Origin of the sequence: Verrucosispora sp. ts21, assembly GCF_002879555.1 — a bacterium.
GTDB classification, from domain to species: domain Bacteria; phylum Actinomycetota; class Actinomycetes; order Mycobacteriales; family Micromonosporaceae; genus Micromonospora; species Micromonospora gifhornensis.
In genome coordinates this window covers 1-13,435 of the sequence record NZ_PNOZ01000036.1, presented here as the reverse complement: position 1 = coordinate 13,435, position 13,435 = coordinate 1, and the positions used below count along the sequence as shown (strand labels likewise).

9 protein-coding genes and 1 riboswitch are annotated in these 13,435 nt (G+C 70.6%); of the genes, 2 read left to right on the top strand and 7 right to left on the bottom strand.

Features of this window, described 5'->3' with window-relative positions:
- Positions 1–45: 45 nt before the first annotated feature.
- The 7 genes from thiC to thiE form a co-directional block, all read right to left on the bottom strand.
- On the bottom strand, positions 46–1,638 hold the full coding sequence (gene thiC, locus C1A38_RS16915) for a phosphomethylpyrimidine synthase ThiC (protein ID WP_102658784.1): 1,593 nt from the start codon (positions 1,636–1,638) through the stop codon (positions 46–48).
- A gap of 13 nt (positions 1,639–1,651) precedes the next feature.
- Positions 1,652–2,440 (bottom strand): bifunctional hydroxymethylpyrimidine kinase/phosphomethylpyrimidine kinase, encoded by a 789-nt coding sequence (gene thiD, locus C1A38_RS16910; RefSeq protein ID WP_102658783.1) that lies wholly within the window; start codon positions 2,438–2,440, stop codon positions 1,652–1,654.
- Positions 2,437–3,144 (bottom strand): thiamine phosphate synthase, encoded by a 708-nt coding sequence (locus C1A38_RS16905; RefSeq protein WP_377678278.1) that lies wholly within the window; start codon positions 3,142–3,144, stop codon positions 2,437–2,439. The genes thiD and C1A38_RS16905 overlap by 4 nt, the downstream gene beginning before the upstream one ends.
- On the bottom strand, positions 3,144–3,923 hold the full coding sequence (locus C1A38_RS16900) for a thiazole synthase (RefSeq protein ID WP_102658782.1): 780 nt from the start codon (positions 3,921–3,923) through the stop codon (positions 3,144–3,146). Before C1A38_RS16900 ends, C1A38_RS16905 begins: the two co-directional genes overlap by 1 nt.
- 2 nt (positions 3,924–3,925) lie before the next feature.
- On the bottom strand, positions 3,926–4,126 hold the full coding sequence (gene thiS / locus C1A38_RS16895) for a sulfur carrier protein ThiS (RefSeq protein WP_013735919.1): 201 nt from the start codon (positions 4,124–4,126) through the stop codon (positions 3,926–3,928).
- A complete protein-coding gene (gene thiO / locus C1A38_RS16890) occupies positions 4,117–5,265 on the bottom strand; it encodes a glycine oxidase ThiO (RefSeq protein WP_102658781.1) in 1,149 nt (382 codons plus the stop codon). Before thiO ends, thiS begins: the two co-directional genes overlap by 10 nt.
- Entirely contained in the window at positions 5,259–5,885 is a 627-nt protein-coding gene (gene thiE / locus C1A38_RS16885) for a thiamine phosphate synthase (RefSeq protein WP_102658780.1), read from the bottom strand. The genes thiO and thiE overlap by 7 nt, the downstream gene beginning before the upstream one ends.
- Positions 5,880–5,989, bottom strand: a riboswitch (TPP riboswitch). (Overlaps the previous gene by 6 nt.)
- A gap of 329 nt (positions 5,990–6,318) precedes the next feature.
- On the opposite strand from thiE, the gene C1A38_RS32210 reads away from it, so the two are divergent.
- Together C1A38_RS32210 and C1A38_RS16875 are read left to right on the top strand one after the other, a co-directional pair.
- Positions 6,319–10,998, top strand: coding sequence for a ThuA domain-containing protein (locus C1A38_RS32210; protein WP_102658779.1), 4,680 nt, complete (start codon positions 6,319–6,321; stop codon positions 10,996–10,998).
- Positions 10,999–11,286: 288 nt separating this feature from the next.
- The coding region (locus tag C1A38_RS16875; protein WP_199180229.1) for a ThuA domain-containing protein at positions 11,287–13,435 on the top strand (2,149 nt) is incomplete at its 3' end.

Here is a 13,435-nt window from a genome sequence, read left to right as displayed (position 1 = left end):
GAGCGCGCGACGGGTCAGGCAAGCGCAGATCAGGCAGGCAGGAGGTCAGGCCAGCGGCAGGTAGACGCGCCCACCGGCGGCGAGGAACTCGTCGGACTTGTCCTTCATGCCCCGGGCGGCGTACTCCTTGAGATCCTGGGTGATCTTCATGGAGCAGAACTTCGGCCCGCACATCGAGCAGAAGTGGGCCGTCTTCGCCGGTTCGGCGGGCAGCGTCGCATCGTGGTACGACCGTGCCGTCTCCGGGTCGAGCGAGAGGTTGAACTGGTCCTCCCAGCGGAACTCGAACCGCGCCTTGGACAGCGCGTCGTCCCAGGCCTGCGCGCCCGGGTGCCCCTTGGCCAGGTCCGCCGCGTGCGCCGCGATCTTGTACGCGATCACGCCTGCCTTCACGTCGTCGCGGTCCGGCAGCCCCAGGTGCTCCTTCGGGGTCACGTAGCAGAGCATCGCGGTGCCGAACATGCCGATCATGGCGGCGCCGATGGCCGAGGTGATGTGGTCGTACGCGGGCGCGATGTCAGTGGTCAGCGGGCCGAGCGTGTAGAAGGGCGCCTCGTGGCACCACTCCTGCTGAAGGTCCACATTCTCCTTGATCTTGTGCATCGGCACGTGACCCGGACCCTCGATCATCACCTGTACGTCGTACTCCCAGGCGATCTTCGTCAGTTCGCCAAGCGTGCGCAGCTCGGCGAACTGCGCCTCGTCGTTGGCGTCCGCGATCGAGCCGGGCCGCAGCCCGTCGCCGAGGGAGAAGGTGACGTCGTAGCGGGCCAGGATCTCGCAGAGTTCCCGGAAGTGGGTGTAGAGGAAGTTCTCCTCGTGGTGCGCCAGGCACCAGGCCGCCATGATCGACCCACCGCGCGAGACGATTCCGGTCACCCGGTTCACCGCCAACGGCACGTACGGCAGCAGCACCCCGGCGTGCACGGTCATGTAGTCCACGCCCTGCTCGGCCTGCTCGATCACGGTGTCCCGGAACACCTCCCAGCTCAGCTTGACCGGGTCGCCACCGACCTTCTCCAACGCCTGGTAGATCGGTACCGTGCCGATCGGCACCGGCGAGTTGCGCACGATCGCCTCGCGGGTTTCGTGGATCCGCTTGCCGGTGGACAGGTCCATCACCGTGTCCGCGCCCCACCGGGTCGCCCAGGTCAGCTTCTCCACCTCCTCGGCCACCGAGGAACTGACCGCCGAGGTACCGATGTTGGCGTTGACCTTGACCAGGAACGCCTTGCCGATGATGGCCGGCTCGCACTCCGGGTGGTTGATGTTGAGCGGCAGCACCGCCCGCCCGGCCGCGATCTCGTCCCGGACGAACTCGGGCGACATGCCCTCCCGGATCGCCACGAACTCCATCTCCGGCGTGACCACCCCGGCCCGGGCGTACGCGAGCTGGGTCGGCCGTTTCCCGTCCGCCCCGGCCAGCGGGGTGCCCGGTCCGCGTGCCGGGGCGACATCTCCCCGCTCGGCGATCCACGGCCCGCGCAGCGCGGGCAGCCCGACCTGCGGATCGGAGCCCGGACCGGAGGTGTCGTAGAGCCGCACCGGCGGGTTGTCCCCGGTCAGCTCCACCTCCGCGAACGGCACCCGGATCTCCGGCCGCGATCCCTCGACGTACACCTTGCGCCGTACCTGCATGACTACCTCCTGCTCAGGCGGACCAGCCGAAGTGGTCCAACGGGCCGCGTCCCGCGCCCAACTCCCAGGCCCGCGCGCCGGTCAGCCCGCGGGTCACGTACTCCTTGGCGGTGGCGACCGCCACCGGCACCGAATCGCCCATCGCCAGCCGCACCGCGGTCGCCGCCGAGAACGAGCACCCGGTCCCGTGGCTGTGCCGGGTCGGCACCCGGGGGGCCCGCAGCACCGTCGTCCCGTCCGGGCCGTGCAGCACGTCCAGCGCCTCGCCGCCGGTGTCGACGTCACCGCCGGTCACGATCACCCACTCCGGTCCGCCGGACGCCAGGGCCCGGGCGGCAGTCGTCATCTCCGCCAGGTCCGTCACCGCAGCGCCAGTGAGCGCCGCGGCCTCCGCGCTGTTCGGCGTCGCCACCCGGGCGTACGGCAACAGCCGCTCCACCGCCGCCACCACGCCGAGCCGGTGCCCGCTGGTGGCCACCAGCACCGGATCGACGACGAGCTGCGGAAGTCGCCCGGCCGCCGCGGCGTCGGCGATCGCCCCCGCCACCGCCGGGGTACCGAGCATTCCGGTCTTGACCGCCCGTACCGCGAAGTCGGACAGCACGCTGTCGAGTTGGTCGGTGACCGTCTGCGGGGGCAGCGGCAGGACGGCGTCCACGCCTCGGGTGTTCTGCGCGGTCACCGCGGTGATCACGCTGGTGCCGTAGGCGCCGAGCGCGGCGAAGACCTTCAGGTCGGCCTGGATGCCGGCGCCGCCGCCGGAGTCCGAGCCGGCCACGGTGAGCACGGTCGTCGGGGTCATCTGTCTTCCTCGATGGTGAGGCCGCGCGGCTGCCCGATGGCCGCCGCGAAGGCGCTTGTCAGTTCGGCTGCGGTCTGTCGGGGGTCGGGGGACCGCATGACGGCCCCGAGCACGGCGACGCCGACCGCGCCCGCCCGCACGCAGGCGCGTACCTGGGCTGGTGTCTCGATGCCGCCGAGGGCCAGCACCGGTACCGGACTCAGGCGGATCAGCGCGGCCAGTCCCACCGTCCCCAGCGGCGGCCCGTACCCGGGTTTGGTGCTTGTCGGATAGACCGGCGAGAGGAAGGCGTAGTCCTCGGTACGCAGCCGGCGCAGCTCCGCCTCGTCGTGGCAGGACCGGCCGACCAGTTCGGCGCCCGGCGGCGGGCCGGCGTCGGTCGCCGACAGATGCAGCGCCAACCGGCCGTCACCACCTACTCCCCTGCCCCTCTGCTCTGCTTTGCTGTCCAGCAGGGGGTCCGGTCCGGCGACGATGAGGGTGCCGGCGGCCCCGGTCAGGATCGGCCGCAGCTCGGCGGCGAGGGCCGACCGCTCGGCGCGGGGCAGATCCTTCTCGCGCAGCACCACCCAGCGCACGCCCCCGGCCACGGCTGCCGCCACCACGTCGACAAGCGGCCTGCGGGCCAGCCGCCGGTCGGTGAGCACCACGACCCCCGAGACGGTCGGGGAACCCGACAGGCCGCCCTCGCCAGGGTGCGGGATCACAGGTCGGGGCGACCTTCGTCGGGGGTGGAGGCGAGGGCGTGGAAGCGGCGGGGGATGCGGCCGGCACCGGCGGCGAGACGACCGGCGGTGATCGCGTGGCGCATCGCGGTGGCCATCGCCACCGGATCGGCGGCCCGGGTCACCGCGCTGGCCAGCAGCACCGCGTCGCAGCCCAACTCCATGGCCAGCGCCGCGTCGGAGGCGGTACCGATCCCGGCGTCCAGGATCACCGGCACGTCGACGCTCTGCCGGATCAGCCGGATGTGGTGCGGGTTGGACACCCCGAGCCCCGACCCGATCGGCGAGCCGGCCGGCATCACCGCCGCGCAGCCCACGTCGGCGAGCCGGCGGGCCAGGATCGGATCGTCCGAGGTGTACGGCAGCACGGTGAACCCGTCGTCGACGAGTTCCTCGGCGGCGCGCAGCAGTTCCACCCCGTCGGGCAGCAGGGTGCGCTCGTCGCCGATCACCTCCAGCTTGACCCAGTCGGTGTCGAACGCGTCCCTCGCCAGGTGCGCCACCTTCACCGCCTCCCCGGCGGTGTAGCAGCCGGCCGTGTTCGGCAGCAGCCGTACCCCGCACCGGTCCAGCAGATCCAGCAGACCGCCCGAGCCACCGGGGACGGTGTCCACCCGACGCAGTGCCAGAGTGACAAGCTCGGTGCCGGAGGCCCGGATCGCCTGCTCCAGCACGTGCAGGTTCGCCGCGCCACCGGTACCGAGGATCAGCCGTGACCCGAACCGGGTACCGCCGATCTCGAAGCTGTCGGAGTCCATGGTCACCCGCCCTGCGCGGCGCTGAGCACCTCGACCCGGTCGCCACCGCGCAGCGCCGTCGCCGGCCAGCCGGTACGCGGCACCACCTCACCGTTCACCGCCACCGCCACCCCGCGCTGCTGCGGGGTGACCTGCCGAACCAGGTCGGCGACCGTGGCACCGTCGGGCACGTCCCGCTCGACGCCGTTCACCGTCAACTCCACAGGTCGTCCTCCTTGCTGTCCGGGTGGAACCGGTCGGCCCGAAACGGGGTGAGCAGCGGGTCGTCCGTCCCCTCCCCGGTGATCAGGCCGGTGATCAGATCCGCGGTGACCGGGGTGAGCACGATCCCGTGCCGGTGGTGGCCGGTGGCCGCCAGCACGTCCGGTCGGCCCGGGAGCGGCCCGAGGATCGGCGCGTTGTCCGGGGTGCCCGGACGCAGCCCGGCGATCGTCTCCACCAGGTCGTACTCGGCAAGCTCGGGCATCAGGTCGACGGCGGCCCGCAGCAGCCGCAGCACCGCACCGGCGGATACCGCCACGTCGGTGCGTTCCTCGACGGTGGCGCCGACGACCACCTCACCGCACTCGCGCGGGACCAGGTAGACGTGCTCGCCGTCGGCGTACCCCCGGATGACGTGCCGGAAGCCCGGCGGGCCACCGTCGGGGGTGCGTAGCCGCAGCACCTGGCCCTTGACCGGACGGACCGGCAGCCCGGTGAGGGCGGCGGCGCCGCAGCCGGCGGCGACCACTGTCACCCCGCCCGACGGCTCGGACAGCTGCCGGACCGGCTCGGTGACCAGCATCGCGCCGGCCCGCGCGGCGGCGAGGCGCAGCGCCGGCACCAGACGGCGCGGATCGACCTGGTGGTCGGTGGCGGCGAGCGCGCCGCCGCGAACCCGCGGTGCCAGCGCCGGTTCGTGTTCCCGCAGCTGGGAGGGGCGCAGCGGGGTCACCGGCAGACCCAACCCCTGCTGGTACGCCCACAGTCGGCGCGCTTCGGCCAGGTCGTCGGCGGTGAGCCCGACCATCAGGGTGCCCTCGGTCCGGTATCCGATGTCGACTCCGGTCACCTCGGTGAGCTCGGCGGCGAAGCCCGGCCAGCGTCGGGCGGATTCGGTGAGCAGCCCGGTCAACTCGTGTTCGCCGAAGTACGCCTCGGCCACCGGCGCCAGCATGCCCGCAGCGACGTGCGAGGCACCCGAGCCGGGCGCCGGATCGTGCACCACGACGCGCAGCCCGCGTGCCGCGCACCGCCACGCGATCGCCAACCCGATCGGCCCCGCCCCCACCACCGTCACCTGCGGTGCAAGGAAGGGCCCCTTGTTAACGCCTCCGGTAGAGGAAGGGCCCCTTGTTAACACGCCAGTGCATCCATGAACTCGGCTGCGGCGTGGGCGGGGTCGGCGGCTCCGGAGAGCGCGCCGACCACCGCCACCCCGTACACGCCGGCGGACCGCAACACAGGCACGTCCTCCGCCGTCACTCCCCCGATGGCGATCACCGGCACGGTGACCGCCTCGACCACCGCCCGGACGCCCGCCACGCCGATCGCCGGCGGCAGGCCGTCCTTGGTGGTGGTGGCGTGGCAGGGGCCCACGCCCAGATAGCTTGCGCCGGCGGCGACGGCCTCGGCCGCCGACACCGGCTCGCGCGCGGTGGCGCCCAGCACCGCATCCGAGCCGAGCACCCGCCGGGCCGTCGCCACCGGCAGGTCGTCGGCACCGACGTGGCCGCCGGACGCACCGGCCGCCAGCGCCACGTGCAACCGGTCGTTGACCAGGCAGGTGACCCCGTACGGGCGGCAGAGCACCAGCACCTGCCGGGTCAGCTCGTACGCCTCGCGGTCGGTGGTGGTGTCCTCGACCCGGACCTGGACGACCAGTTCGGTGTGGGCCACCGGCAGTGCGGCGGCGAGCACGGCGAGCGCATCCCGCCCAGGGCGGGTGTCGGTGATCAGATGCAGTCGTCCGAGGGACGGCACGGCAACTCTCCTCCCTGCGCCGGCATTACCCGGATCAGGTTCGACGGTCGGGGGCTGGCAGCCCCCCTCTCAGCCCGGTACACCGGGCTCCCGTGGGTTCGTTGGGTGTCACCGTACGTTGTTTCGGCTGTGCCGCCAACCCCCGTCCTGCCGCACGAGCCGGGCCGAGGGCAGCCGCGTCAATCCGACTCGCCGGGACGCGGCGACCGGAAAAACCCCCGATATGCAGTGACTCATGCCAATTGCCCAAGCTCTCGTTACCAATCTGTTACATCAATGAGTCTTGCCCGACACCGATCGACAAACACAAATTGAATGATCGGCTCAGTTCCTCGGCAGCCAGACCCTCACCGTCAGGTACGAGCGCTCGGACCGAACCGGAGTAGTCACCGCCGCCCGCTCCGACCCGTCCCACCCGGAAGAGGAGACTTTCGTGCCCCGAACCCGCCGTCGACGAGCAACGCCCGGTCTACTGACCGTGGCGCTGCTCGCCCTCGTACTCGTACTGACCGGTGCGCCCGCTCCGATCGCCGGGCCCGCAGCCGCCCAGGCCGCCGGCCGTACCGCAGCCGCTGCCGCCGCTGACCCGTACTCCGTCCTGGTGTTCTCCAAGACCGCCGGGTTCCGCCACGACTCGATCCCCGCGGGCATCCGGGCGATCCAGCAACTCGGCACCGCGAACAATTTCACAGTCGTCACCACAGAGGACGGCGGCGCCTTCACCGACACCAACCTGGCCCGGTTCAAGGCGGTCATCTGGTTGTCGACCACAGGTGACGTGCTCAACGCCAGCCAGCAGTCGGCCTTCGAGCGCTACATCCGCGCCGGTGGTGGATACGTCGGCGTGCACGCCGCCTCCGACACCGAATACGACTGGGCCTGGTACGGCCAACTGGTCGGCGCGTACTTCAACAGCCACCCGGCGAACCAGACGGCGACCGTGAAGGTCGAGGACTACACCCACGAGTCGACCCGACACCTGCCGGAGCGGTGGTCCCGGTACGACGAGTGGTACAACTTCCGCACCAACCCCCGCGCCCGTCAGGTGCAGGTGCTGGCCTCGCTCGACGAGCGCAGCTACAGCCCCGGTAGCGGGGCGATGGGGCACGACCACCCGATCGCCTGGTGCCAGGGCTACGACGGTGGCCGGTCCTGGTACACCGGCGGTGGGCACACCCAGGAGTCCTTCTCCGACGCGGCCTTCCTGCAACACCTGCTCGGCGGCATCCAGACCGCGGCCGGTGTGGTGCACTCCGACTGCGGCGCCGGCCGGGCCGCCAGCTTCGAGAAGGTGACGCTGGACAGCAACACCAGCAACCCGATGGAGCTGGACATCGCGCCCGACGGCCGGGTCTTCTACATCGAGCGCGACGGCCGCGTGCAGATCATCAAGCCGGACAGCGGCCAGACCGTCACCGCACTGCGGTTGAGCGTCTTCGCCGGCAACGAGGACGGCCTGCTCGGCATCCGACTCGACCCCAACTTCGCCAGCAACGGATGGGTCTGGCTCTACTACGCCCCGAGCGCGGGCGGCTCCCGCAACTACCTGTCCCGGTTCACCGTCACCGGTGACACGATCAGCGCGTCGAGCGAACGGGTCGTGCTGGAGGTGCCCACGCAGCGCAACACCTGCTGCCACATGGGCGGGACGATGACCTTCGACTCGGCCGGCAACCTCTACCTGGCCACCGGGGACAACACCAACCCCTTCGAGTCCAGTGGCTACAGCCCGTTGGACGAGCGTTCCGGCCGGTCGGACTACGACGCGCAGCGCACCGCCGGCAACACCAACGACCTGCGTGGCAAGGTGCTCAGGATCCGGCCGCAGGCCGACGGGACGTACACCATCCCGAGCGGAAACCTGTTCGCCCCGGGCACCGCGCGGACCCGTCCCGAGATCTACGCGATGGGCCTGCGCAACCCGTTCCGGATCGGCGTCGACCCGGTCACCAACGTGCTCTACGTCGCCGACTACGGCCCGGACGCCACCACCACCAACGCGAACCGGGGCCCGGAGGGCCTGGTCGAGTGGAACATCGTCGACCGGCCCGGCAACTTCGGCTGGCCGTACTGCCACGGCAACAACCAGGCGTACAACGACTACCAGTTCCCGTCCGGCCCGAGCGGGGCGAAGTTCAACTGCTCCGCGCCGGTGAACAACTCCCCCAACAACACCGGCCTGACCAACCTGCCGGCGGCCATTCCGGCCACTGTCGACTACGGCTACGGCGGCAACAGCCGCTTCCCGGAGATCGGTGGCGGTGGAGCGCCAATGGCCGGCCCCGTCTACCGGTTCGACCCGACCATCTCGTCCCGCCGCCAGTGGCCGGCGTACTTCGACGGCAAGTCGATCTTCGGCGAGTGGAACCAGTCGCGGATGTACACCATGCAGGTGAGCAAGGACGGCAAGACGCTCGTCGACATCAACCGGATCCTCGATCAGATGACCTTCGTCCGGCCGATGGACATGGAGTTCGGCCCCGACGGCGCGTTGTACCTGATCGAGTGGGGCAGCGGCTTCGGCGGCAACAACGACAACTCCGGGGTCTACCGGATCGACTACACCGCCGGTGCCCGTGCCCCGATCGCGGTCGCCTCGGCGAACCCGACCTCGGGAGCGCCACCACTTGCCGTGAGCTTCTCCAGCGCCGGCTCCCGTGACCCGGACGGCGGGGCGCTCACCTACGCCTGGACGTTCGGTGACGGTGGCACCTCCACCCAGGCCAACCCGACCCACACGTACACCCGGTCCGGCAGTTACACCGCGCAGCTTCGGGTCACCAACCCGGCGGGGCGGACCGCGGTGGCGAACGTGCCGATCACCGTCGGCAACACGGCACCGACCGTCACCATCGAGTTCCCGCCGGACGGTGGTTTCTTCGCCTGGGGTGACCAGGTCGCCTACACCATCAGCGTCACCGACCCGGAGGACGGCACGATCGACTGCGCCGACGTCGAACTCCAGGTCCTGCTCGGTCACGACGAGCACGCCCACCCGCTGGAGCGGCACACCGGCTGCACCGGCACGGTGCAGACCCAGCTCGCCGACGGCCACGGAGCGGACGCCAACGTCTTCACCGTGCTGGAGGCGACCTACACCGACAAGGGCGGATCCGACGGGGCCGAGCCGCAGACCGGCCGGGCACTGAAGATCCTCCAGCCCAAGCGCAAGGAGGCCGAGTACTTCTCGGCCACCGGCCGGGTGGCGGGTGCCACCGGCGGCGGCACCGCCGGGGTCGAGAAGGAGACCACCGGTGACACCGCCGGCGGCGGGCAGAACATCGGCTGGATCGAGGACGGCGACTGGTGGTCGGTCACCCCGGCCAGCCTGACCGGCGTCACGTCGATCCAGTTCCGGGTCGCCTCGGCCACCTCCGGCGGCCGGATCGAGGTACGCGCCGGCGCCGCGGACGGGCCACTGATCACCACCGCCACCGTGGCCGGCACCAGCGGGTGGCAGACGTACACCGACGTCACCGCGCAGATTCCCAACGGCGCCTCCTCGGAGGGCGGGCTGTTCTTCGTCGCCCGGGACCCCAACCGGGGCACCGGAACCCTGTTCAACGTCAACTGGATGAACTTCGTCGGCCCCGGTGTGAGCGGCAACGCCCCACCGACGGTCACCGCCACGGGCACCCCGACCAGCGGGACCGCGCCACTGCCCGTGACCTTCACCGGTACGGCGACCGACCCGGACGGGGACACCCCGCTGTCGTACGCCTGGGACTTCGGCGACGGTGCGACGGCGACCACGCTCAACGCCACCCACACGTACACCACGCCTGGCACCTACACCGCCACCCTGACGGTCACCGACAGCCGGGGCGCGCGGGCGCAGGCCACGGTGCCGATCCGGGTCGACGAGACCGGGGGCAACGAGCCCTGCCAGGTGCAGCAGGGGCCAGTACGGTCCGATGAGTTCACCGGTACCTCGCTGGATCGTCAGCGGTGGAGCGGCGTGGTGCGGGACAACCAGTCGCTCTCGGTCTCCGGGGGTGCGCTACGCCTGCCCACCGCCGCGGGTGACCTGTACGGCACCCGCAACGACGCGACAAACCTGGTGCTCCAGCCCGCACCCAGCGGGGCCTGGCAGGCGACCACCCGGGTCACCGTCGCGGCCCGGGCCGACTACCAGCAGGCCGGCCTGATCCTCTACGGCAACGACGACAACTACGCCAAGCTGGACCTGGTCTACGGCGGCAACCGCAAGGTGGAGTTCATCCGGGAGAGCTCCGGGACGCCGCGCAACGACAGCGCGGACGCCACCGCCGCTCCCACCGGTGACACCATTCATCTGCGACTGACGAGCGACGGGACGAACCTGACCGCGGCCTACTCGACCGACGGTCAGACCTTCACCCCGGTCGGCCGGTCCGCCGCCCTGGCCGGTATCACCAACCCGCGGATCGGGCTGTTCGCCCTCAACGGCGGCACCACCGCGCCGGTGGTGAACGCCGAGTTCGACTGGTTCCGGATCACCCCGGAGGCCACCACCGGCACGAGCACCACGCCCTCGGACGAGTTCACCGGCAGCAGCCTGGAGAAGTGCCGGTGGAACGCCATCGTGCGGGAGGACGCGACCCGCTACCGGGTCACCGACGGCGCGCTGCGCATCGACGTGCCGAACGGTGACATCTACGGCACCACCAACACCGGTCCGACCAACTTCATCCTCCAGAACAGCCCGGCCGGGAACTGGACGATCCAGACCCGGGTCGACGGCAGCCTGCTCAACGAGCAGTACCAGCAGGCCGGTCTGCTGGTGTACGCCGACGACGACAACTACCTGAAGTACGACTACGTCACGGACAACGCGGCGGGTCAGACGATCTCGCGGCGGATCGAGTTCCGCAGCGAGGTCGGCGGGGTGGTGCAGAGCACCCAACCGCAGGCGACCGGCCTGACGCAGGGGATCTGGCACCTGCGGCTGACGCGTAGCGGCAGCACCTACACCGCTGCGTACTCGGCGGACGGCACGACTTGGACGACCCTGGGCTCGTTGACGAGCACCGCGGTCGGCACGACTCCGAAGGTGGGCCTGTTCACCCTCAGCGGCAACCAGACCGCCTCGAAGACGGCGGCGTTCGACTACTTCCGGCTCACGCCCGGGTAGCCGACAGCCAGGGGCCGGCCCGTACCTCCACCCGGAGGTACGGGCCGGCCGCTCCATGTCGGAGATACGGCCTTTGAGCGAACTGACCAGGAATGTCACGCGCAGTTACCGAAACGTTATCAATCGAAGTGTTGCCATAAACCGTTTCAGCGGGGCTAATTTGTTCAGCGAATCGACATAATGCTGGAACGGACACCACCGGCGAGGTGTCCGGACCTGCTCCATCTGGGACGGTCTTCGGCGAGCCGGCCCCCGCGACCCCGTCCAGCAAGGACAGAGGAGACCGGAGTGTCCCGACCACCCCGTGCCCGCGTACCCATCACCGCCACACTTCTCACCCTCGGCATCGCCGCGACCGGCCTCGTCGGCGTTCCTGCCGCACAGGCCGCGCCGAGCGTAAAGGCCGTCGCGCAGAGCGCCCCCGTCAAGCAGGCCGCGCCCGCCGCGAACGCCGCAGCCGAGGACTTCTCGGTCCTGGTCTTCTCCAAGACCGCCGGCTTCCGGCACGACTCGATCCCGACCGGCATCGCCGCGATCCAGCAGCTCGGTGCCACAAACGGGTTCACCGTCGACACCACCGAGGACGGCGCCGCGTTCACCGATGAGAACCTGGCCCGCTACGAGGCGGTGATCTGGCTCTCCACCACCGGCGACGTGCTCAACGCCGAGCAGCAGGAGGCGTTCGAGCGCTACATCCAGGCCGGCGGCGGCTACGCCGGCATCCACGCCGCCTCCGACACCGAATACAACTGGCCCTGGTACGGCGAGCTGGTGGGCGCGTACTTCGCCAACCACCCGGCCAACCAGACGGCCACCGTCAAGGTGGAGGACCCGGCCCACGAGTCCACCGCCCACCTGCCGGAGCGCTGGTCCCGCTACGACGAGTGGTACAACTTCCGGACCAACCCGCGCGGCAAGGTGCACGTGCTGGCCACGCTCGACGAGCGCAGCTACTCCCCCGGCGCGGGCGCGATGGGTCACGACCACCCGATCGCCTGGTGCCGGGACTACGACGGCGGCCGGACCTGGTACACCGGCGGCGGCCACACCCGCGAGTCGTACGCCGAGCCGGAGTTCCTCCAGCATCTGCTCGGCGGCATCCGCACCGCGGCCGGGGTCAGCAGCGCCGACTGCCGCGCCACGCTGACGTCGAGCTTCGAGAAGGTCACGCTGGACAGCAACACCAGCAACCCGATGGAGCTGGACATCGCCCCCGACGGCCGGGTCTTCTACATCGAGCGCGACGGCCGGGTCCAGATCATCAAGCCGGACACCGGTAGCACCGTCACCGCCCTCGACCTCGACGTCTTCACCGGCAACGAGGACGGCCTGATCGGCATCCGGCTCGACCCGAACTTCGCCACGAACAACTGGGTGTATCTCTACTACGCCCCGAACGACGGGATCGCGCGCAACCTGCTGTCCCGGTTCACCGTCACCGGCGACTCGATCGACCCGGCCAGCGAGAAGCAGGTCCTGCGCGTCGACACGCAGCGCAACACCTGCTGCCACGCGGGCGGGACGATGGTCTTCGACTCGGACGGCAACCTCTACCTGGCCACCGGGGACAACACCAACCCGTTCTCCTCCGACGCCTACACGCCGATCGACGAGCGGCCCGGCCGCGCCGACTACGACGCGCAGCGCAGCTCCGGCAACACCAACGACCTGCGCGGCAAGGTGATCCGGATCCACCCGGAGGACGACGGGACGTACACCATCCCGGAGGGCAACCTCTTCCCGCCGGGCACCGAGAAGACCCGTCCCGAGATCTACGCGATGGGCTTCCGTAACCCGTTCCGGATCGGCATCGACCTCGCCACGAACGTGCTCTACGTGGCCGACTACGGGCCCGACGCCAACTCCGCCAACCCGAACCGGGGCCCGGAGGGTCTCGTCGAGTGGAACATCATCGACAAGCCGGGCAACTTCGGCTGGCCGTACTGCCACGGCGCGAACAAGGCGTACAACGACTACCAGTTCCCGTCCGGGCCGAGCGGTGCCAAGTTCGACTGCGCGAACCTGGTAAACGACTCGCCCAACAACACCGGCCTGACCAACCTGCCGCCGGCCGTCTCGGCCACTGTCGACTACGGCTACGCCGCCAACCCGCTGTTCCCCGAGATCGGTGGCGGCGGCGCACCGATGGGCGGCCCGGTCTACCGGTACGACGCCGACCTGAACTCCGACCGCAAGTGGCCGGCGTACTTCGACGGCAAGGCGCTGCTCGGTGAGTGGAACCAGTCGCGGATGTACACCATGCAGCTCACCGCGGACGGCAAGTCCCTGGTGGACATCAACCGCCTGCTGGACGGGATGAGCTTCATCCGTCCGATGGACTTCGAGTTCGGCCCCGACGGTGCGCTCTACATGATCGAGTGGGGCAGCGGCTTCGGCGGCAACAACGACAACTCCGGGGTCTACCGGATCGACTACA

Bases quoted from the DNA above. Each gene is read 5' to 3' on its own strand.
- thiC (WP_102658784.1), bottom strand. From the start codon at position 1,638: ATGCAGGTACGGCGCAAGGTGTACGTCGAGGGATCGCGGCCGGAGATC.
- thiD (WP_102658783.1), bottom strand. From the start codon at position 2,440: ATGACCCCGACGACCGTGCTCACCGTGGCCGGCTCGGACTCCGGCGGC.
- C1A38_RS16900 (WP_102658782.1), bottom strand. From the start codon at position 3,923: ATGGACTCCGACAGCTTCGAGATCGGCGGTACCCGGTTCGGGTCACGG.